Consider the following 22,413-nt stretch of genomic DNA (forward strand, 5'->3'; position numbering starts at 1 on the left):
CGAGTAAGTCCTTTACGTATTTGGCGAATTAAATCTCGTCAAAGAAGCCAGCACGTGGTTGACGTAAACCACGGATACCCAGACCACATTCAGCATTAATTAAAACACCAGTTAATGGGCGGTTGTTTTGACGAGAAGCCAATAACACGTATGAACCAGTCATATCTTCAGGTTCGGGTAAGAAATTGAGCGGCATGCCGCGTGCAATCTTCTCAGGATCACGTGCATCGAGTAGACCGAGGTTTTCTTGGCCTAAAGACGCAGCGCCTTTGATGTTGACATTCATACCCGACGGAGCAACAGCGTTCACTCGTACTTTAGGCGCAAGCTCGTAGGCTAATTCTTTCATGATCCCAACGCCAGCATGCTTAGACGCTGTGTATACAGGGCCTCCGCCTGCCGAATACAGTGCTGAGTTAGACAAAGTAAATATGATAGAACCTTCCGAAGCTATCAATGCATCAAGTGCAGCTTTGGCACCTAAGATGAGAGATTTGGTGTTAATACCCATAATCTCATCAAAAGCTTTTTCCAGCTGTTCACCCGATGTATTGACGATATCTGCGTAATGATCCCAGATACCTGCGTTTCCGACGAAACAGTCAAGTTTGCCATAATGTTCTACAGTTGCTTGAACTGCACGAACATTATCCTCATAGCTGGCTACATCTCCTGCGATCGCAAGCACGCGGTCACCAAAATGTTCTTTCAATGCATCAACTTTCGATTGAGAACGTTGAAGAACAGCAACTTGTGCACCTTCTTCTAAGAAACGTTCAACCAATGCCCAGCCTAAGCCTGAACCACCACCGGTAATAAGTGCAACTTCGCCTTGTAGCCAACCCATGATTACTCTCCTGCCATCTCTACGTATAAAGCACCATCTTCAACAATCACTGGGAATGTCTTGATAGGATCTGTTGCTGGTAAGCATAATGCTTGACCAGTTTTCAAACAGAATCGAGCCGAATGAAGTGGACATTCAACAGTGCCATCATCTTCAAGGTAACCTTCAGACATTGAAGCATTACCATGTGAACAACGGTCGTTCATCGCGAAAAATTCGCCATTGTTGTTGAATACTGCAAGCGCATCGATACCGTTAACGCCGCAATCTACTTTCAATGCTTCGCCTTCGTCTAATTCGTCAACTTGGCAAACAAAAATCTTATTCATTAGAAGAACACGCTCAGGTTATGTGAGTTGTAAGTCACCTGATCAAGGGTAATCTTACGGTTGAAGATTTCGAAACCTTGCTCAGTGTCAACTTTGCGGATCTTGTCGTGACGCTTACCACAGTAGATTGTTACATCTTTCTCTTTCTGGGTGCGGTACAACAAGTACGTTACGTAAACGTCGTATTCGCCTTCAACTTCAGTCGCTTCAACAATCACATTTGAAACCATGTGTGTTGTACGTGAAGGAGGTTCTTCAGCCCAAGCCATACCTGTCTCTAAACGAGCTACACGGCGTTCCAACAAATCTTTAGTATCATTAAATACCCAAGTTGTTGGCGGCTCAATCGAACGACGACGGTCACGTGTTTGCGCGTTTGGTGTTGTGCGTAACGTATAAGAAATATCTTCCGCTAATACAGCTAACCAATCGCGGAACTTCCAATCGTCAAGCAATTTTGCTTCACGATAAAGAAACTGACTAATTTGGTGATGGAGTTCTAAACTAATTTGACTCATTTCATAAGCTCCTTCTCATATTCGTCAGCCGCAGCTTCAACGTCTTCCCATTTTTCATGAATCAATAGGTCAGCCCAACGACGGTACATACCACGTGCAGCTGTTTCTGAGAAAATGTAGTTGGTGATACCAGGGATACCATCTTCACGTACTTTCTCGTTACCTTTACCCATTTCCATAATGAGTTTGTTTTGACGGGCTTTATAACCACGTAAAACTTTTTGAATTTCAATCCAGTTCTCAGAGTCATCTTGCTCAAGGAAACCAGCAGGACCGAAGGCACGTGTTGCAGAACGTTCAAATGCTGCTTGTACATCTTCTGGCGCGTCCGCATCACAGATACAGAATGCCCATACTTCAGTCTTGTTTGGACCACGTGGGTGCCATACACGAAGCGTTGCAGTACCGTTCAACCAAGATAGTGTTGGGAACATGGTGTTGTGACCAGCAAGACGCAGTGCACGAGTTTCACCTAGGCGTTCCTTCACTTCTTCATACGTTTCACGGAAGTAGTTTGCTACTTCACCATCCACCCATACGTTTGCGTCTGGTTTCTCAGTGAAGAAGAAGCCTGAACCGTGACCACGTGAACCGTATTGAATCGCGTCTTTGGCAGTTTCCCAAACTGGACGGGCAGTTTGTGCAGCACCTAATTTCTTAGAAGATTCATCATCTGGTTTAGCACCAAGCACCTGAATCGCAGATGCATGAGAGAACAACGCGTGGTATTGGTCAGAAGCGAACTGTTCAGCTGCAAATTTCCAGTTACAGTCGATTTCCCATTTGTGTACACCACCAACGATCACAGTACCACCTTCACGACGGTCTACAACGCCGTCCAGGTACCAAGCGATATCGCCCATGTATTCTTCTAGATCTGGAGTTGTTTCATCCCAGCAGCCGAATACTAAGCCTTTGTATGATTTAACGCGGTTAACTTCTACCAGACCCCATTGCTCTTTACATGCACCATGTGGGTAAGCACGATCTTCAAGCGGGATATCTTTTAGAGAACCGTCAATACCGTATGACCAGCCGTGGTATGGGCAAGTGAACGCACGTGTATTACCACAGTCCGCGAAGCTCACACGCATAGAGCGGTGACGACATTGGTTTAAGAATGCTTTGATTGAGCCATCTTTTTGACGTGCCACGATGATTGGATCTTCACCCATATAGGTATTGAAGAAATCGCCGGCTTTAGGAATTTGGCTCTCATGGCATAGGAATAACCATGTACGACCGAACACACGTTCTAATTCAAGTTCGTAAATGTCTGGATCGGTATAGATAGATGGCGTGATACGTCCATTTTGTGCATCGACTAAAGCATCGATTTCGCGCACATCAATTTTTCCACTCATGAAAAGCTCTCCTGTGACCATAAGGCACAAAGTAATAGACTCAACTTTTCAACGATGATGGATTTTAGAGCGATATTCGGGAAATATTTATTTTGTTTTAATTAAGAGATTTTATGGATTATTACGGTAGATTTTTTTTATAGTATTTTTTTTAAATTATCGAGAACACCATTTATTTCGTGAATGGCAAAATAATCCTCACGCAATAGTTGTTTATAGATTATACTGAACAAACTTCTAAGTAAGACATTTTTTGGATTACTCCACGGGTTGATTATATGGAATTACGACACTTACGCTACTTCATTACTGTTGCTGAAGAACTCAATTTCAGTAAAGCTGCGTTAAAACTTTATACTGCTCAACCTTCTTTAAGCCAACAAATTAAAGATCTTGAAGAAGATGTCGGCGTAAAATTGTTACACCGGACTAAACGCAAAGTTGAGCTCACAGAAGAAGGTGCCGTATTTCTAGAACAAGCACGTTTGACACTAGCTCAAGCAGACAAGGCCGTAGCGATGGCACGTCAGGTTTCACAAGCCAAACAACAGATGCTACGGATTGGTTTTGTGCCTGTCGCAGAGATGAAAATCTTCCCTTATGTACTGCCTAATCTACGTGTTCAAAACCCAGAACTCAAAATTGAATTACTTAGTTTAAATAATCGCGATCAGATGAAATTGCTACAAAAAGGTGAACTAGATATCACTTTTACTCGCAATAACTTTCATAGCGACGAAATTGAAAGTCAGTTTGTACTACGTGAACCATTGATCTTTATTTTACCCAAAGATCACCCTTTAGCGAAGTACGAACGTATTCCAGTTAAAGCATTGAACGGTATTGATTTTATCATTCCTGCACGCGAACAATCAGGCACATTGCATGAAGCCATTTTAGACTTTGCTTCAAACCATGGCGTTCAATTTAATATCGTGCAAAAAGCCGACAATATCCTGTTTAACATTAACTCCATCGGCATGGGTTTAGGCTGCACGATCCTACCGGGATACATCGCGCCATTGACCATGAACAATACTGTGATTCGTCCTTTAGATGTCGAATTACCGTATCTAGACCTGTACGTAAGTTACCGAAAAACGGCGAGTTCTGTGGCTGTAGATAAATTCCTTGAACTGCTAACCAAAGTTTTTTATCTCGATATCAATCGCGAACAGCGTTAATTTTCGCCAAGTCATAATTTATAGATATAGCACCATTATTTTTGAAATAAATAATGGTGCTTTTTTTATGGCTAAAAAGTCGCTTTTTTAATCGTTTAAATGTTTTAATCGACGCATTTTATCTATCATGCATATCGACTTGATGGAAAATAACTTATAAATTTTAGTTTAGACATTGATAAAAATTGCTAAAAATAGCCGATTTACAACTTAAGTCTAATAAATAATTCCCCTTCCCCAACCATTTAGATGAGCTTATTTTATGCCTTTTTACTGATTTAGACCGTACACTGTCGACCTTTTAATGAGAATAATACTCATTTAAAGTATTTCTTTCAAAAGATTTATATAAAAAAAAGGATGGCAAAACCATCCTTTTTTTGAATTTCATGTCAGTGACAAGAAATTACACACCACGCGCTTTTAAATAATCTTTAATCACGGTGTTGAATTCTTCTGCTTTTTCAACTTGTGACCAATGACCACATTGGCTAAAGATATGCGCATCAGCATGAGGAACGGTATTCAAAATATCCCACGTACGAGATACAGGAATCACCACGTCTTGTACACCGTGAATCAACAATACTGGCACAGTAATGTCTTTCATTTTTTCGAAGTCGAGTGGGAATTCGAAACGGTCACGGTCGCGTGCGCCAACAACATCCATCAAACGATTTGATGCATAGTCATTTGCAGCAGATGCAAAACGTACTTTTACCAATTCATCTGTGATCAAGTCTTTGTTTACAACAAACATAGACAAGGTTTTCTTGATGCCTTCTTCGGTTAATACAGGGTTCGCATGTGCTTTAAGTGCTGCAGTTTGTTTCGCGCCGCCTGTACCCATAGACACGATACCCAATACACGTTCTGGATAGTCCAAAGCCATTTGGAATGCTAACCAGCCACCGAGTGAGTTACCCACTAACCAAGTTTTTTCAATACCTAGGGCATCTAACGTACGTACAGCGTGATCAACCCAAGCACGGATACCATAAGCAGTATTCGGTGCAACAACAGTTTGACCATAACCAATCGTATCGATAGCGATACAACGTGCTTGTTCACCAATTTGTGGAAGGTTTAACCACCAGTTTGCAGCAGCAGATACACCTGTACCTGAACCGTGTAAAAATAGAATTGGTGTGCCTTCACCCACTTCGTGGTAATGCGTTAATTCGCCTTCAGCAGTTTCAATCCATTTATCTTCTAAACCAAAGAATGAATCAGTTGTATAGTCAGGAATCTGAACAGTGCTCATACATGCTCCTCGTATTGCGTAGAGCTTATGTTTCAATCCATAACGGATTTAAACACAAGGGGGACTCTTTTGGATTTTGTGGTTTTTACAGTCTCATATTACCTGTTCAGCCACTGCTAACTGATACATATTTACGATCATAAACAACAAATAGACTATAATTTAAGTTGTTGTTTTTTAAATATATAACTCAAAAATATATCCATAAAATCTTTGAGGTATTTCTTTTTTAAATAACCCAGCAAATAAAAAGGGAAGCAATGAATCCACTTCCCTCTTTTTTATCCTGAGAAATTAGAACTTATAGGTATAAGTTGTCGCGACACGGTACTCTTGCAAGTCAGATTTGTAATCGAAATCGGCATCGATATACATTGCCTGGAAGCCTAAGCCCTTCAACTTACCTTCAGGCACGGTGTAGTTCACAATTAAGTTCAATTCATCTGACTTCTGATCTTTAAGACCAGCAATTTCTGCATCTGAACCTGTGAAATACACAGCAGTTGTATTTAAGCCTTTCACACCCATTTCTGAGAAATCATAGCCATAAGTAAAGCCCCATGATTTTTCATTTTTTGCAGTAAATGTTGCTATACCCCAGTTGACTAAGTACGGCTGCGGCACCCATCCACCCAGTGTTGGGAATGCATTATCACCAAACATTTGTTGATAACTCAAACCAAAGGTATGCGAACCGTAATTCACTTTCGCACCAACCGATAACGCTTGGTTATCAATTTCGCCATATAGTTTGTCACCCGAATCCGAGTTATCAAAGTAACGAATATGGCTATCCAGTTTGGCTTTGTCACCTAACTTGGTTTTATAGTTCGCGCCGACATATTGCTGTGTGTAAATGTCTTGAACATCGGCATACCAATAGCTACCACCAATTTCAGGTGTAAATTGATGGTCAATACCCGCAATATACATTCCATCAGAAGTTGGCCCAAGATCATAATGACCTATGGTGCCATCTGGTAATCTTTTACCTGGAGCGAACATTGATAAATCACGGAATTGGTTGTCATAACGGTTATTGATCCCGTCAATGTATGCCAAAGTTAACTTAGTATCTTTAATCTCTTTCGATTCTAACCATGCACCGCTATAAGTCGTCATTAACTGACGTGATGGATCGAAAACCAACACTGGAGACACTGGTAATAACTCACCCACTTTCAACTCAGTTTCAGATACTTTGGCTTTCAGGGTCACGCCCACTTTACCAAAGTTATCTTTTGATTCTTTACCATCGTGCGGCAAGATCCAGTCTGGGTTTTTATCACGTGCATTAAGTTTAAATGCATGTTGAACCAAAAGGTCAGCACCCACTTGAATACCTGCACCAATATCTTGATACCCTGACTTGGCATCCAAAGTCACACCCTGTGACCATGAACCCCAGTTACCCGCCGGATTTTCTTTAATTTGACGGTCTAAGTAGAAGTTTTTAAATTTCAATTGTACTTGGCTGTCGTCAACAAAGTCCGCATAAGTTGCAGATGTTCCTAATGTTGCTGTCGCAGCAAGAATTGCTATCCATAAATTTTGACGACGCATGGCTTATTCCCAGTGATCAAATTAAGCTATGACATCATCATGCTCAACAATACCTTGGAAAAAAATCCGACTACAGTATTAAGGTTTATCAGGCTTTTGTACGACTTGAACTTTGGAAGTTATTTCTGGTTATTTTCCTTAGAGATTAAAACAATAACTCTTTTTTATCATTTAGAACAACTGATTAAATTAACCCCATGTTTTATTAACATAAAATTTAAAGTTTTTTATTATTTGCAATTACATGCGCTGTATTAATTGCTTTTAAGTTTAATCAAAGTTTTCTAATGAGATTTATCCTCATTTAATTTATAAAATTTAGCTATGACATGATATTTAATTTATATAATCATCAACAACTTAAAGTTAAATTTTACTACTATGGCTGCTCGAAATCAGCCATTGGTTCGTAAGACATTTCTTATTTCAATCCGCTTTCCATGCCTCAAATCAATCTCAACGTAATCTCAAGCCCATCTCAAACCAAAACAGCCACTTCAGACATAAAAAAAGCGCCCATTTCGGGCGCTTTTTTTTTAAAGCAAATTAAGCATTGGCTTCTTTTGCTTTAGACATGGTCAACGCTAGGTCTTCGATCATATCTTCCTGACCACCAACCGTACCACGACGACCAAGCTCAAGAAGAATTTCACGCGCAGACACGCCATATTTCGCTTCAGCACGTTTAGCAAATAACAAGAATGAAGAGTAAACACCTGCATAACCTAAAGTTGCTGCATCACGGTCAGCACGGATCTGATGTGTCATCATTGGAATGATTAAATCTTCCGCAACATCTTGAACTTTAAACAAGTCCACACCTGTCTCCATTTGCATACGGTTGGCAACCGCAACAAACAATTCAAGTGGAGTATTACCTGCACCTGCACCTAAACCTGCAGAAGCTAAATCGACACGCGTTGCACCAGCTTGAACCGCTGAAACAGAGTTCGCAACACCCATACCTAAGTTATGGTGACCGTGGAAACCGATTTCGATCTCTGAAGCCAGGTTGGCACGTAAAATACCCACGCGGTCAGTCACGTCTTGAGGCAACATATAACCAGCAGAGTCAGTCACATAAATACAGTTTGCACCGTATGACACCATTTTGCTGGCTTCTTCCAAAAGTTTTTCAGGAGTTGCCATGTGCGCCATCATCAAGAAGCCCACAGTGTCCATGCCAAGTTTACGTGCAGCAGTAATGTGCTGTTCAGAAACGTCAGCTTCAGTTGAGTGCGTTGCAACACGAATGGTTGCTACACCAACATCATGTGCCATTTTCAAATGGTCAACCGTACCAATACCAGGAAGTAAAAGTGCAGATACTTTCGCCTGTTTCAGGTTTGGAATCACCGCTTTTAGGTATTCTTCATCGGTTGCTGCTGCAAAACCATAGTTCACAGAGTTACCGCCTAAGCCGTCACCATGCGTAACTTCGATTAAAGGTACACCTGCATCATCCAAAGCAGTTGCAATGGCAACCATTTGTTCAGGTGTAGTTTGATGGCGCATAGGATGCATACCATCACGTAAAGTCATATCATTAATAATAATCTTAGACATTTTGGTATTCCTTAAGCTTCAGCAGTGTTTAATACGCGTTCTGCAAACATTTCTGCAGTACGTGCAGCTGCCGCAGTCATAATGTCGAGGTTACCTGCATATTTAGGAAGATAATCACCTAAACCTTCAACTTCTAAGAAGATTGAAACACGGTTACCGTCAAATACAGGACCATTTACAAGTTTGTAACCTGGTACATATTTTTGAACTTCAAGAATCATCGCATGTACAGATTCAGTGATTGCTGCTTGATCTGGTTCACCTTCAACAAGACAGTGAACAGTATCACGCATCATCAGTGGTGGCTCAGCAGGGTTAATGATGATGATCGCTTTACCTTGTTTCGCACCGCCCACTTTTTCAATAGCGCCAGCAGTCGTACGAGTAAATTCATCAATGTTTTTACGTGTACCTGGACCCACAGATTTTGTTGATACTGTTGCAATGATTTCGCCGTATTCAACAGGCTGAACTCGTGAAATCGCAGCAACCATAGGAATCGTTGCCTGACCACCACATGTCACCATGTTGACGTTCGGAACTTCACCGGCATCCAATAACGCTTCTAAGTTTACTGGTGGTACGCAGAATGGACCGATTGCAGCAGGTGTTAAGTCAATCATTAACACGCCAAGTTCATTCAATTTACGGCTGTTTTCAGCATGAACATAAGCAGAAGTTGCATCAAATGCGATTTTAATGTCGTCTTCAATTACGTGTGGAAGTAAACCGTCTACGCCTTCGGCAGTGGTTTTCAAACCCATTTTTGCAGCGCGAGCCAAACCTTCAGACGTTGGGTCAATACCGACCATCCATACTGGTTCTAAAAATTCGCTGCGTTGAAGTTTGTAAAGCAAGTCAGTACCAATGTTCCCTGGACCGATCAATGCACATTTAATCTTTTTCATGAATGTGTACTCTTAAAAATTCCGTAAAACCCAAGCTTATTTCGCTGCAAATGCTGCAGTCACAGAACCAAAGCCTTCAATTTCAACTTTGAATTCATCACCAGGATTTGCCACAACCATTGGGCCTAAGGCACCGGTCAATACGATGTCACCTGCAAGCAATGGACGACCACGACGAACCATTTCGTCAGCCAACCACACTGCTGCATTTAATGGGTTAGAAAGACACGCTTTACCCACACCTTGTGAAACCACTTCTTCACCACGAGTCATGACCATTTTGCAATTTACAAGGTCAAGATCTGCAAGTTTTACAGGCTTAGAACCCAGTACAAAACCTGCTGAAGATGCGTTATCTGCCACAGTATCAATCAACGAGATTTTCCAGTTTTCGATACGGCTATCAACCACTTCAATGGCAGGCAGTGCATATTCAGTTGCACTAATAATGTCTGCATAGGTGTGTTTTTCTTTGGTCAAGTCTTGGTTAATCACCAAAGCAATTTCTGCTTCAACTTTTGGCTGAATCAATAAACCAGCAGGGATTTCTTCACCATCGCCATACGCCATGTCAGCAAACAACATACCGAAGTCAGGTTGATCAACGCCTAACTGCGCTTGTACAACTTTTGAAGTTAAGCCAATTTTACGACCTACAAGGCGACGACCTTCTGCCACCGCACGTTTGGTATTCACTTCTTGAACGGCATAAGCAATATCTACATCAGCACTTTCACCACCAAGTTGTGGACGGATCGGTGCAATCGCAGCCTGATTTACTTCCGCATCGCGTAATGCTTGCGCAACTGATTCAACAACAGCAGAATTCGACATCAATGTTTCCTTAAACTGCAAAAATTGGATGCACAACGTGTTTCATCCCGATTACCATCAAAATCAAAGTGATGAAAGTCATGTCAGGATTCGCCTAAAGCATTTCACTTGACATACTACACGTTATGTTTAGATGCATTTAGCATCGAGATTTTAGAAAGTGAATACCAATACTTATTTTATTTATGACTATAGCTATTAGCTATAAATTAATCATTATTTATTATTAATATTCAAAAACTTAAGTCAAAATAATTAAATAAAATTCACTATTTTTTTCGCCCTTAAATCTGAATCTCTACTAAAAAACTTGGCTTATACGACTAAAAGATAAGACTAAAAGATTATTTTAGCGTCGGGCCAGCTTTTACACATAGGTGTTCAATTTCATATGATTTAGTTTAATAAATTGGAAATTTAAAAATAAATCAATAAACAACAATAAGATAAAACCAAAAATTCAAACAAAAAATCTATTCCAGCTTGTGGTAAAAGGCCAAATAGTTGCGCTCAACTTTTTAAGGTAAATTTGCTAGAAGACTGCTTGTTATTGTAGAAAAATCTAGTGTTATTACTTTTTTAAATAATTGAATTTACTCATTTCATCAAGTAGAGCTTGCGTTACTATTCATTTGGTAACAAAAAGGTGAAAACAAATTTCACCCTTTTTACTCGTTTGTATCTAAAACTATACAGCTAGACGTAATTTCACGTGTTCTAGTAGAAATTCAGTCAAATCACCTACGCTATGTGCAATATGTAAGGGTTGAAAACACTGGAGTGTTTCTACAGTATGCACTCCATAGCTCACGCCTACACGTGGCATCTGAATATTGAGGGCCATTTCTAAATCATAAGATGTGTCACCGACCATAATAGCTTGATCAGGACGCAGCCCTGTTTCCGCCAAAATTTCTGCCAACATTAATGGATCTGGCTTAGATTTGGTTTCACTGGCTGCTCGGGTCGCACAAAATAGCTCATGACTTTGCGTTTGAGCCAAAACACGGTCTAGACCTTTACGGCTTTTCCCCGTTGCAACAGCCAATTGTAGACCGGCATCACGTAATTCCTGCAACATATCAGCCACACCTTCAAACCATATATCACCTTTGGAATGTGCCACATAGTGATCGGCATAACTTTGCAAAATGTCGCTGTGTAATTCGGGAACCGTCGGAAATAACCGCTGTGCGACTTCCGGCAGACCTAAACCAATAATACTTTTCGCATCAGCATCGGTCAGCGGCTGTGAATATTGATCTGCTGCAAATTTTAAACTCGCTACAATTTGACCCACAGAATCAAATAAAGTGCCATCCCAATCGAAAATGACTAGTTTTACAGCTGAGTTCATACGTTTTCCTAGATTTGATTCAGTGTTTGGTAATTCAGATTCTGGAGTGCATCAATTTATTTACCTCACCCCGGCCCTCTCCTTAAAGGAGAGGGAGAAAGAAAACTTACGAAGCAGTCCTGCTCAGGGAGAGAAGTCTCGTATTTAAAACTTACTCGTCATCTTCCGAAGACTTCACCACTTTGTCGGCTTTTTGCGCGCGTAGCTGCGCCACAAGGCTTTGCATATCTTCTGGCAATGGCGCTTCAATGGTTTGGTAACCCGGAATTTCTAAACGCATAGCATGCAGACATAAACGACGTGGCTTTGGACCACGGTATTCAGTTTCATGACCGTATTTTTCATCGCCCACCAATGGATGACCAATACTTAAACCATGTACACGGATCTGATGGGTACGGCCCGAAAGTGGAGACGCATACACCAATGTGGCATGCATAAAACGCTCTTTCACGTTCCACAGCGTCTTCGACTCTTTACCTTCTTTAGGTGATACACGAACACGACGCTCGCCATTTGCCAGTTCGTAACGATGCAAAGGCTGATCAATGAGCTGCTTATCCAAACTCACCACACCTTTCACCACAGCAGCATAAGTTTTTTGGATTTTGTGCTCACGTAACATGTCTTGCAGGCTTTTTAACACACTACGTTTTTTCGAAATCATTACCAACCCAGAAGTGTCGCGGTCAATTCGGTGAATCAGCTCAAGGTATTTCTTCCCTGTTGCGGCACGTAAGCCTTCGATCAAGCCATACGCCACACCACTACCGCCGTGAACAGCAATACCAGAAGGTTTGTTTACCACCATTAAGCCTTCATCTTCGTACACCACACGGCTCAGTAAACTTTGTGCCACTTTGTCCGATACGGGAACCGCAGACTCATTTTTTTGTTCATAACGAATTGGAGCAACTCGAACTTGGTCACCAATATTGAGTTTGGTTTCCGCTTTGACGCGTTTTTTATTGACGCGGACTTGGCTTTCACGAATCAGACGATAAATGCGACTTTTAGGCACACCTTTCAGACGACTAAACAGGAAATTATCAATACGTTGACCCGCCTGATGCTCGTCCACTTCAAACCAGGTGACGCTTTGCCATTCTTGCGTAGAATTCATACAGTTACTGTGACCTAAAAAAATACTAAAATTGATTAAAAATTGATCATTTAAGCTATACTTTTCGCAAGAAACATAAGCTTAGCCCATAGGCAGATGATGCAAGGTTTGATATAGTCAGCGCACGGAAACCACCGTAACTGAGTAAAAGTTGATTCATTTCAGTATTTACTGTCATTGAACTTTCAAGCAATTACTCATTTAGCTCGGAAAGGTCCCAAAAGAATTATGCCGACGCCGAAGGCTTATTATATCGGCAAAACTGCAAACTGTTGCGTTTAATTGTGCCGTAGGTACATAAAACAGTTTGCCCCAAAAAAATATGTGCCAACCAAGGTTGGTTTTTAAACGTAAACTGATACACATCAGACCAGTCGCTCCCTGGAAATCGTGTTCAGGCCACAACGTTTGATGCATTGGATCTGCACAGTTTGTAAAGGTACGATGATAATTCCGTATCAAGACGCTCTATCAGATATGAATGGATGCTCTTCGAGCAATGTGACAGTGAAAGTTACTCACATCCAATGCACCGTTTGTCCGCCAGTGAAACGCGTTCAGGTGACTTTAATCGTTTAAAAGATTGAAGCCGTATTGCCATCATCAATACGTGAATCAAAAACCGTTGCCCACCCAAAGAAGGTCGGTACACATGCACAGATGATGTTTTTCGATCTGTGCAACTTGATCCATGCTATCTGATGCTCGCTACGAGTCAGGCGATGTTCTTCTGTGTATCACTATTAGGTGTTACACCCATGAAACGTATGTTGATTAATGCAACACATGCCGAAGAAATTCGCGTTGCACTTGTCACTGGTCAGCGTCTTTACGATTTTGACTTAGAGAATCGTACCCGTGAACAAAAAAAATCGAATATCTATAAAGGTCATGTGACTCGCGTAGAGCCGTCTTTAGAAGCTGTATTTGTTGAATACGGTGCAGGTCGTCAAGGCTTCTTGTCGATGCGCGAAATTGCTAACTCTTATTACAAAGCAGATCCTCGCCAAACTTCAAACATCCGCGAATTGATCACTGAAGGCACTGAGCTTTTAGTTCAAGTGGAAAAAGAAGAACGTGGTAATAAAGGTGCTGCCCTTTCTACATTTATCTCACTTGCTGGTCGTTATTTGGTCTTGATGCCAAACAACCCGAAAGGTGGCGGTATTAGCCGTCAAATTTCAGGTTCAGTTCGTGAAGAATTGAAAGAAATGTTGGCGTCTTTAAATGTCCCTCGTGGCATGAGCGTGATTGTACGTACTGCAGGTATTGGTCGTTCTCAAGAAGAACTCCAACTTGACCTTCAACACTTGCTGGACCTTTGGGCACAAATCCAAAGCACATCAAGTTCTGGTCCATCACCAATGTTGGTTCACCAAGAAGCCGGTGTGGTTACACGTGCGATCCGTGACTATTTACGTGATGATGTTGCTGAAATTTTAATTGACTCTGAGCAAGCGTATAACGAAGCCTATAACTTTGTTAAAGCGGTGATGCCACGTCAAATCGACAAATTAAAAACCTATACGTTAAATGAACCGTTATTTGCTCATTTTGGTATTGAAAGTCAAATCCAAACTGCCTATGAACGTGAAGTAAAACTTCCTTCTGGTGGTTCAATTGTGATTGACCAAACTGAAGCATTAGTTTCAATTGATATTAACTCTGCAAAATCAACACGTGGTAGCGACGTAGAAGATACAGCGCTCAATACCAACCTTGAAGCTGCTGAAGAAATCGCTCGCCAATTACGTTTACGTGATATCGGTGGTTTGGTTGTGATCGACTTCATCGACATGACCAAAGACCGTAACCAACGTATGGTTGAAGCTAAACTTCGTGAAGCAACACAAAGTGACCGTGCACGTATCCAATTCGGTCAACTGTCACGCTTTGGTTTGATGGAAATGAGCCGTCAACGCTTACGTCCATCGCTTGAAGAAGCCACTGGTTATGTGTGCCCACGCTGTCATGGCACAGGTATGGTACGTGACCTACGTTCTTTATCACTTTCAATTATGCGTAAAGTGGAAGAAATTGCGCTACGCGAACGTCATGGTGAAGTTCAAGTTGAAGTGCCTGTTGAAATTGCTGCATTCTTATTGAATGAAAAGCGTCACAGCCTTGTATATCTTGAACAAACTTCAAATGTTCGTGTGACTGTACTTCCACACCCTCACCTAGAAACACCACATTACGAAATTTCGTATAACCCTGAAGGTTTTGCACCTACAAGCTATGAACGCACTGAAGCGACACGTTCTAGCGAAAAAGAATTGGGTTACGAAGCATCTGAATGGCATTTAGGTGAAGAACAGGCCGCTGCTGCTCAGCAACAAGCACCTGTACAACAACAAGAAAAAGGCCACAAAAAGAATAAGCAACAATCCGTTGCTGCTCAACAAGCACCTGCACAAGTTGCCGCTCCTGCAGCATCATCTAGTCCATGTGCATGGTTAGAAAACTTATTTGTTCAAAAACAAGCTGCAACCGTTGACCAGTCGCGTACTGCAAACAATGCCGCTGCTGCAATTGAACAAATGGTAAATAGCGGTGCTGCAAGCCGTGGCCAGTTTGGTCAAATTACCCCTGCATCGGCAGCGCCTGTTGTTGTCGTAGACAATAATGCTTACCTTGCGCCTTCTTCTGTTGTGCACAAACAAGAACGTGACAGCCATTCAGAAAAAGCTGACCGTGAAGAAAAACGTCACAACAAAAAGCGTACTAAGCATAAAGAACCACGTGAACAAGAAGCTCAACCGCATCAAGTTCATGAAGAAGTGTTACAACCTTCACGTCAAGATCGTCAAGAGCAGCGCAATAACGAAGCACGTCAAAACGAACGCCAAGAGCAACGTTCTGAACGTCAAGAACCGCGCCAAGACAACCGTCAAGACCAACGTGAAAACCGTCGTAACTCACGCCGTCAACATAACAATGAACAAGTACAGCACGATGTTCAAAATAATGAGCAACCGCAGTCTGTTCCACGTCGTGACCGCAACAACCAACAACGTCCAAATCGCCCAAATCGCCACCGCGATCAAAGCGTATTGAACGAGCAAGTGATTGCTCAGGAAGTTGCAACTGAGCAACAATCTGAAAACCGCAATCAACGTCAACCTAAAGTTGAAGTTGTTGATGCACCACGTCAAGACGTGATACCAACAGCACTTGTAGTAAATGTTGATCAAGCTCAAAGCGAAATCGTAGCGCTAAATACTGCCCCAGCAGTTGAAAAACCTGTAGAAACCCCAGTAGTCCAAAAAGCCGCTGTCGTTGAAGCAGAAAAAGTGGAAAAACCTGCGACTGAAACAAAAGAAGTAGGACATAAACCACAGCATGCTCAGCAAAAACCGTCTCGTGCAAGCAATGACCCACGTCAACGCCGCCGCGAACAACGTGCAGCTCGCGCTCAACAAGCACAGGCTCCGAAAATTTCGCCATCTCAAGTGCCGACACTGGGTCAATACACTGTAAGCAGCTTGATTAAGCATGTATACGGTGAAGACTGCTCAGTACTGATTGAGCAATTTGGCTTAATTCCAACATTCAACCGTGCATTGCAAAAATTCACGGAAGAATATGCCGCGACTTTGACTGCACCTGCAGCTGAAGCAGCTGTAGAGAAAAAGCCTGTCACTCGTGATGTTCAAGTTACAAAAGCTGCACCTGAAGCTGAACCAGCGCCAATGTTGGATTTGACACCACCAAAGCCTGTGTCAGATAAACGTGTTGCTAATGACCCACGTGAGCGTCGTCGCCTTGCTAAACTTGCCGCTGAACAAGCGAAACAAGACCAAGCAAAAGCACATGCTGAGGTGGAAGCTACGCCTGTCGCAGACACTACTATTGAGGCGCCTGTAGTTGCAGAAGCTAAAGCTGCTACAGTTGAAGCCAATGTATCCGACGTTGCAGGTCAAACTGAAGCACCTGAACCCGTTCAAGCTGAAGTACTGACACCCGTTCAAGCTGAACTGGATGTGAGTGCGCAGCCTGAAAAGACGGAAGAAGTGTCTGAAGCTCCTACTAAACCAGTAGAAGAAAAAGCTCAAGCCGTTGAAGCGGAAAAGAAAGTTGAGGTTCCTGTAGACGAGAACTCGGCCGCTGAAGGTGAAAAACCTGCACGCCCTCGTCGTCCTCGCGGTCGTCCACCGAAAAAAGCAAACACCGCAACTGAGCAGTAATTTGCTATTTTGCAGGTGAATAAAAAAATCCAGTCATTTCGGTGACTGGTTTTTTTTTGATACTTTTGTCAAATTAGGTTGATTGCACTAGATCGAAACGATTAAAAGACAATTGTAGAATTTGCTGCAAATTTCATTGCAAAGAAATAGACCGTATCGGATTACGAAAAATAAATAGGATTCACATGAGCCAAACTACACAACACGACCTTATTGGGATTGCTGATGTTGCAGCAAAAATTCCCGCGTTCATTAGCAAAGTACCCAACCTGTTGAGTGGTCTAAAGCAAGCCTATTTACGTACCCCAAATACTTCCGCAGGCTTGGGAATTGCATTTGAAAAAGCCGTAAAGCGTAATCCTAAAGGTTATGCGCTTTACTTTGAAGAGCAAAAATATACCTATAACGAACTCAATGAATGGGCCAATCAAATTGGTCACTATTACCTAGCACTCGGTGCAAAAAAAGGCGATGTGATTGCAGTGATGATCGAGAACCGATCTGAACTCGTGGCAACCATCGTGGCATTAGCCAAAATTGGCGTCACCAGTGCCTTGGTCAACACCTCACAAGTCGGCAAAGTCCTGACACACAGCATCAACTTAGTGAACCCAATTGCGGTAATTGTGGGCGAAGAATGCCGTCAAGCTGTAGAAAAGATTCGTGATGATCTCAGTGTGGCTGCAGATCGTTTACATTGGTTCGCAGATCAATCCACTCGTGTAGATGCTGGTCAAGCACCGAAAGGCTTCTTAAACCTTGCAGAAGCGATTGATGAATTTCCAAAGTTCAACACACCCACCACTGCAAGTGTAAAAGGCAAAGACGGCCTATTTTATATCTACACCTCTGGGACAACAGGCTTACCTAAAGCGGTGATTTTCACCAACAGCCGTTGGACTTTGGCTTATGGAACTTATGGTCACGTTCTCAATCTAAATAAAGATGATGTGATGTACGTAACTTTGCCGCTCTATCACGCTACAGGCACTGTGGTTTGTTGGTGTGGGGTGATTGCCGGTAGCGCCACGCTTGCCCTGCGTCGCAAGTTTTCAACTTCATCGTTTTGGAAAGATGTACAAAAATTTGATGCGTCAGCCATTGGCTATGTGGGCGAACTTTGCCGTTATTTGATGGATGCCCCACATTCAGACCTTGAAAAAGGCCATCGTGTGAAAAAAATGATTGGTAACGGCATGCGACCAAACATTTGGGATAAGTTTAAAGAACGCTTTGGGGTTGAGGAAGTCCTTGAACTCTATGCTTCAAGTGAAGGCAACGTTGGCTTTAGTAATGTGTTTAACTTCGACAATACCGTTGGTTTTTCACCAACGCCTTATGCGATTATTCAGTTTGATAAAGAAAAAAATGAAGCTGTACATGATGCTAAAGGTCGCTGCATTAAAGTGAAAAAAGGCGAAGTCGGCTTACTCATTGGTAAAATTACCCGTCGCTCACCTTTTGATGGCTATACCGACACGGAAAAAAACAAATCCGTCATTATGAAAGATGTATTCAAACATGGTGACTCATACTTCAACACAGGTGACTTGGTTCGTGACATTGGCTTCCGTCATGCACAATTTGTCGACCGTCTAGGCGATACTTTCCGCTGGAAAGGTGAAAACGTCTCAACCACTGAAGTTGAAAACATGGTGAGTGAGTACGATAAAATTGCTGAAGCTGTGGTTTATGGCGTAGAAATTCCAGATACCAATGGCCGTGCAGGTATGGCTGCCATCACGCTCACCGATGGTGCCGAACTCAACGAACAAGATTGTAGTGAAATGGTTCTGCAATTTAAAAAATGCTTACCCGCTTATGCCGTGCCAGTATTTTTACGTGTACAGAAAAAAGTCGAAACCACAGGCACATTTAAATACCAAAAAAACAAGCTGAAAGAACAAGCTTTTGATCCTAAGCAAACTGATGAACGTTTATTGGTATTGCTGCCAAATGCAACTGCTTACTGTGATTTAACTCCTGAAATTTATGCCAATATTCAGGCATATAAATACCGTTTTTAAGCAAATAGCGCTCATTTTAGCGACAGATATCCGCTAAAATGAGCTACTTTGTTGTATTTATAATCAAACACAAGCAAGTTTATGAATTTTTACTTGCGCTTGAAGCAGATCTTGCTACAATACGCACCATCAAGCGAAATGGGTCGTTAGCTCAGTTGGTAGAGCAGTAGACTTTTAATCTATTGGTCCCGCGTTCGAGTCGCGGACGACCCACCATTTCCTTCGATACCACAAGATGGGTCGTTAGCTCAGTTGGTAGAGCAGTAGACTTTTAATCTATTGGTCCCGCGTTCGAGTCGCGGACGACCCACCATCTTTCTAAAATGCCAGTTTTAGATTACAATCTTGTGCATACCCCCTAAGGGTCGTTAGCTCAGTTGGTAGAGCAGTAGACTTTTAATCTATTGGTCCCGCGTTCGAGTCGCGGACGACCCACCATTCTTTCTTAGGGCTTCTTTCTTCCGGCAGTTGAAGAAAAAGAAACCTGCAGGTTCCGACCAAGACAAACCATCACCATTACTGGTTTTGATTCGCCATTCTCGAAATTTTGCTATAGCGATGTTGCGAAGTATCATTCTTGTCTTGCTAGATGAAGTATTTGACCTGAAAAATTTTAGATAACAAATATTCCCTAGTATTCAAAATTACGCGCTTCGTTTATCTTGCTAAAATTTTAAAATGCTCTTTTAAAATTTTCCCAGGGTTGTTAGCTCAGTTGGTAGAGCAGTAGACTCTTAATCTATTGGTCGTGGGTTCGAACCCCACACAACCCACCAATTCTATGTCGTATTAATAATTCAATTTTTTATAAGCTAGTTGCATTCGATTAGCCAAGATTTGCGAATTTCACGCCGACGCTCAAACGCAATTTATAATTTTATTTACTTCATTCGCAGTATTTAATTTGGGTCTTTCACCAAGGTATAGGCATGTTGCGGCTGAGGATAACCCTTGGAAAATAATTCCTGATTTCGATCAACTTCACCTTGACGAATTTTGTCTAAATCCATGGTGATTTTATTTTCATTAATCACGTGATAATAAAAATTCACGCCTTCTTTTCGATGAACCACCAGCTCGGTATGTGCTTCATTGACACTCCACGTATCCTTACGGTATTTCACATTAATGCCTGGCGTATTGGTTTTTTCAGCAAACACTTTACCAATTTGAATAATACTGCGGTGTACCGTGCCATCTGGCAATAAGTTAAGAATGAACTCCGCATCGCCTTCTGGGCATGGAATAAAACTGTCATCGCATTTTACTTTGGCATGAAAACGTCCAATAAAAATTTTGGCATGCTCAGGAACAGGAGCTGACTTTATGTCATCGTCATTCGGCAATGTCGCCTGCCCTGCCACTTGGGTTAATTTTTTTCCATGATCTTGCTTCGCTTGAACTTCCGATGCGATAGCTGATGCTGAACTTTCACCCTTATCCGCTGCGGGTTGAGGCGTTGGACTACAACCACTAAAAGAGAGGCTGAACACTCCTGCAAACACTGAAAGATATGCAAATTTCATCAAAAAAGGTGAAGCCGATGTTTTCATATAATGTGCCAAGACCAATCATTCATTGGTTTTTTCAGTTCTTGCTGACTTAATATTGTAATCAAATAATCAACGCTGTATACATATATTTGCGATATATGTTAATCATATCTCATTGTTATCGTTGATATTTAATTAATACTCAAGCTATTTTAAAGGCAAACTAATCAAACCAATTCTTCAAATTACATAACTTTACTTAATTTTTTTTCTGCACCCTTTAAATCGCAAAGCTTGTCACCATTTCTATAATATGAATTTGGAAATATTCAAATTTATTCTTTTTTGAAGGAGACCTGAATGGCCAATGTTGGTTTATATCGCTCAAACCGCTCTAACATGATTGCTGGTGTGATGGGGGGTATTGCTGAACGTTTTGGTTGGAACGCAAATTTACTGCGTATTATTTTTATCTTTGTATCATGCTTAAGCGCAGCCTTTCCCGGTATTTTGGTGTACTTGGTTTTATGGTTAGTCATGCCTAAAGCACAAGATAACTTTTTCCGTACCAATGGCTATTCAGACCCTATTCGTACTGTGAATGATGACAGACGTTAAAATCCTTTGACCCAGTTTGGTCGCTACGGTTTCTCCCCCAAGATTCCGTAGCTTTTTTTTGCCTACATATTGGCAAAGCCATATTTAAGTCTGATGAATTTAAATCAAAGTTTAAGGCTTAAGATTTTGTTTGCTGATTTAGCTGTTGATATAAGGCGGCAATCATATCGGCACGGCTAATCATTCCCACCAACCGTTTTTGCTCAACGACTGGAATATAATTAAAAGATCTTTCCACAAAATACGGCACTAAATCTTGAATGGGTTGATCCGGCTGCACGGTCACCACTTTGGGATTCATAATTTGATAAACGTGATTTTCCCAACTGGCTTTGGGGTCTGCGGCACGTTTAAACCATTCCACTACATCATATAAAGCCAAATTTCCCACCAAGCGATCCAAATCACTCACCACAGGCAAACTCATCAAATTGACTTGTTTAAACTTTTCCAATGCTGACTGAATATCATCTTCTGCACGCAGGGTAATCACTTGCTGACTCATGATGTCACGACAATGAAACTGGCTTAGGCCACGACGACTGGCTAATTGCTGTGCTTCTAAAATAATTTTTTGTAAGTCATATTCACTAATATCAAGCAACTGACTTTGCTGTTCTAAGACTTGCTGAATATCCGCTGGCTGAATCGACACTTTTTGTGTCGGTGTTGGATCTGTCGTCCGAGTATTGACTTGTGCTTTTTGTGGATACTGCTTGCCTAGTAATCGGTTATAAATGATAGCAACCACCATCAAGAGGACCGAATTTAAAAGGACTGGATAAAAAAGAAAGGCATAGCCTAAATCATGGACTGTCTCTCCGCCCAATACCGCTGTAATCGCCACGGCTCCACTTGGTGGATGCAATGAGTCTGTGGTCATCATTAAGATAATCGCTAATGCAACCGCGATACTAAATGCTTCGGTTAAATTAGGAATAAACATCGCACACGTCACGCCAATCAAGGCCGCAAGACTATTACCGACTACCATATTCCACGGCTGTGCCAATGGGCTGGCAGGTACAGCAAAGAGCAGTACGGACGATGCGCCCATCGGGGCGATATACCACGCATTTAAGTCATCTAGCGCCAGCCAACTGATCAGTGAAGAAATACTCAGGCCCAGCAAAGCACCTACCCCACACAGGATGCGGTCTTTTAAAGGCAGAACTTTAAAGTTGGGTTTAAGCGTATTGAGCCAAGCTGATTTTGCGTGAAACACGAGATA

At 41.8% G+C, this 22,413-nt stretch carries 17 protein-coding genes, 4 tRNA genes and 1 pseudogene; 8 read left to right on the forward strand and 14 right to left on the reverse strand.

Going from position 1 to position 22,413, the window contains the following annotated elements:
* Positions 1–28 precede the first annotated feature (28 nt).
* The 4 genes from hcaB to hcaE are packed head-to-tail and all read right to left on the reverse strand — an operon-like array spanning position 29 to position 3,058.
* Entirely contained in the window at positions 29–847 is an 819-nt protein-coding gene (gene hcaB / locus FTV50_RS11525) for a 3-phenylpropionate-dihydrodiol/cinnamic acid-dihydrodiol dehydrogenase (protein ID WP_078192772.1), read from the reverse strand.
* Positions 848–849: 2 nt separating this feature from the next.
* The gene (gene hcaC / locus FTV50_RS11530; protein WP_067763933.1) at positions 850–1,176 is read right to left on the reverse strand and encodes a 3-phenylpropionate/cinnamic acid dioxygenase ferredoxin subunit; all 327 of its coding nucleotides are present in this window, start codon (positions 1,174–1,176) and stop codon (positions 850–852) included.
* On the reverse strand, positions 1,176–1,694 hold the full coding sequence (gene hcaF / locus FTV50_RS11535) for a 3-phenylpropionate/cinnamic acid dioxygenase subunit beta (RefSeq protein ID WP_067763936.1): 519 nt from the start codon (positions 1,692–1,694) through the stop codon (positions 1,176–1,178). The genes hcaC and hcaF overlap by 1 nt, the downstream gene beginning before the upstream one ends.
* A complete protein-coding gene (gene hcaE, locus FTV50_RS11540) occupies positions 1,691–3,058 on the reverse strand; it encodes a 3-phenylpropionate/cinnamic acid dioxygenase subunit alpha (RefSeq protein WP_078192774.1) in 1,368 nt (455 codons plus the stop codon). Before hcaE ends, hcaF begins: the two co-directional genes overlap by 4 nt.
* Positions 3,059–3,336: 278 nt before the next feature.
* On the opposite strand from hcaE, the gene hcaR reads away from it, so the two are divergent.
* Positions 3,337–4,242 (forward strand): DNA-binding transcriptional regulator HcaR, encoded by a 906-nt coding sequence (gene hcaR / locus FTV50_RS11545; protein ID WP_078192775.1) that lies wholly within the window; start codon positions 3,337–3,339, stop codon positions 4,240–4,242.
* Between the two features lie 406 nt (positions 4,243–4,648).
* On the opposite strand, the gene FTV50_RS11550 is transcribed toward hcaR, so the two are convergent.
* From FTV50_RS11550 to FTV50_RS16865, 8 genes and pseudogenes are all read right to left on the reverse strand, one after another.
* Entirely contained in the window at positions 4,649–5,506 is an 858-nt protein-coding gene (locus FTV50_RS11550; protein WP_078192776.1) for an alpha/beta fold hydrolase, read from the reverse strand.
* Between the two features lie 294 nt (positions 5,507–5,800).
* Positions 5,801–7,069 (reverse strand): OprD family outer membrane porin, encoded by a 1,269-nt coding sequence (locus FTV50_RS11555; protein ID WP_180024488.1) that lies wholly within the window; start codon positions 7,067–7,069, stop codon positions 5,801–5,803.
* A gap of 546 nt (positions 7,070–7,615) precedes the next feature.
* Positions 7,616–8,635 carry a 4-hydroxy-2-oxovalerate aldolase gene (gene dmpG / locus FTV50_RS11560; protein ID WP_111884105.1) on the reverse strand — a complete coding sequence of 340 codons (1,020 nt, stop codon included), beginning with the start codon at positions 8,633–8,635 and terminating at the stop codon, positions 7,616–7,618.
* 11 nt (positions 8,636–8,646) lie between these two features.
* On the reverse strand, positions 8,647–9,543 hold the full coding sequence (locus FTV50_RS11565) for an acetaldehyde dehydrogenase (acetylating) (RefSeq protein ID WP_180024489.1): 897 nt from the start codon (positions 9,541–9,543) through the stop codon (positions 8,647–8,649).
* A 36-nt stretch (positions 9,544–9,579) separates the two neighbouring features.
* Positions 9,580–10,377, reverse strand: coding sequence for a 2-keto-4-pentenoate hydratase (mhpD, locus tag FTV50_RS11570; protein WP_078189749.1), 798 nt, complete (start codon positions 10,375–10,377; stop codon positions 9,580–9,582).
* A gap of 688 nt (positions 10,378–11,065) precedes the next feature.
* A complete protein-coding gene (locus FTV50_RS11575; RefSeq protein WP_180024490.1) occupies positions 11,066–11,734 on the reverse strand; it encodes an HAD-IA family hydrolase in 669 nt (222 codons plus the stop codon).
* 151 nt (positions 11,735–11,885) lie between these two features.
* Positions 11,886–12,857, reverse strand: a complete 972-nt coding sequence (locus FTV50_RS11580; RefSeq protein WP_180024491.1) for an RluA family pseudouridine synthase — start codon at positions 12,855–12,857, stop codon at positions 11,886–11,888.
* A gap of 55 nt (positions 12,858–12,912) precedes the next feature.
* Positions 12,913–13,221: pseudogene (locus tag FTV50_RS16865) on the reverse strand (hypothetical protein).
* A 394-nt stretch (positions 13,222–13,615) separates the two neighbouring features.
* Between FTV50_RS16865 and FTV50_RS11585 the strand changes: the two are divergent.
* The 6 genes from FTV50_RS11585 to FTV50_RS11610 all read left to right on the forward strand — a co-directional run bounded on the left by FTV50_RS11585 (position 13,616) and on the right by FTV50_RS11610 (position 19,847).
* Entirely contained in the window at positions 13,616–17,044 is a 3,429-nt protein-coding gene (locus FTV50_RS11585; RefSeq protein WP_180024492.1) for an Rne/Rng family ribonuclease, read from the forward strand.
* 185 nt (positions 17,045–17,229) lie between these two features.
* Entirely contained in the window at positions 17,230–19,071 is a 1,842-nt protein-coding gene (locus FTV50_RS11590; RefSeq protein ID WP_180024493.1) for a long-chain-acyl-CoA synthetase, read from the forward strand.
* A gap of 140 nt (positions 19,072–19,211) precedes the next feature.
* A tRNA-Lys gene (locus tag FTV50_RS11595) sits at positions 19,212–19,287 on the forward strand.
* A 21-nt stretch (positions 19,288–19,308) separates the two neighbouring features.
* Positions 19,309–19,384, forward strand: a tRNA-Lys gene (locus FTV50_RS11600).
* A gap of 49 nt (positions 19,385–19,433) precedes the next feature.
* Positions 19,434–19,509: transfer RNA gene (locus tag FTV50_RS11605), tRNA-Lys, on the forward strand.
* 262 nt (positions 19,510–19,771) lie between these two features.
* A tRNA-Lys gene (locus FTV50_RS11610) sits at positions 19,772–19,847 on the forward strand.
* A gap of 123 nt (positions 19,848–19,970) precedes the next feature.
* On the opposite strand, the gene FTV50_RS11615 is transcribed toward FTV50_RS11610, so the two are convergent.
* On the reverse strand, positions 19,971–20,624 hold the full coding sequence (locus FTV50_RS11615) for a hypothetical protein (RefSeq protein ID WP_218950739.1): 654 nt from the start codon (positions 20,622–20,624) through the stop codon (positions 19,971–19,973).
* 300 nt (positions 20,625–20,924) lie between these two features.
* On the opposite strand from FTV50_RS11615, the gene FTV50_RS11620 reads away from it, so the two are divergent.
* A complete protein-coding gene (locus FTV50_RS11620) occupies positions 20,925–21,182 on the forward strand; it encodes a PspC domain-containing protein (protein WP_078189754.1) in 258 nt (85 codons plus the stop codon).
* Positions 21,183–21,300: 118 nt separating this feature from the next.
* On the opposite strand, the gene FTV50_RS11625 is transcribed toward FTV50_RS11620, so the two are convergent.
* On the reverse strand, positions 21,301–22,407 hold the full coding sequence (locus tag FTV50_RS11625) for an HPP family protein (RefSeq protein WP_180024494.1): 1,107 nt from the start codon (positions 22,405–22,407) through the stop codon (positions 21,301–21,303).
* Positions 22,408–22,413 lie beyond the last annotated feature (6 nt).

It is taken from the genome of Acinetobacter sp. YH1901134, from assembly GCF_013416965.1.
GTDB lineage: Bacteria > Pseudomonadota > Gammaproteobacteria > Pseudomonadales > Moraxellaceae > Acinetobacter > Acinetobacter amyesii.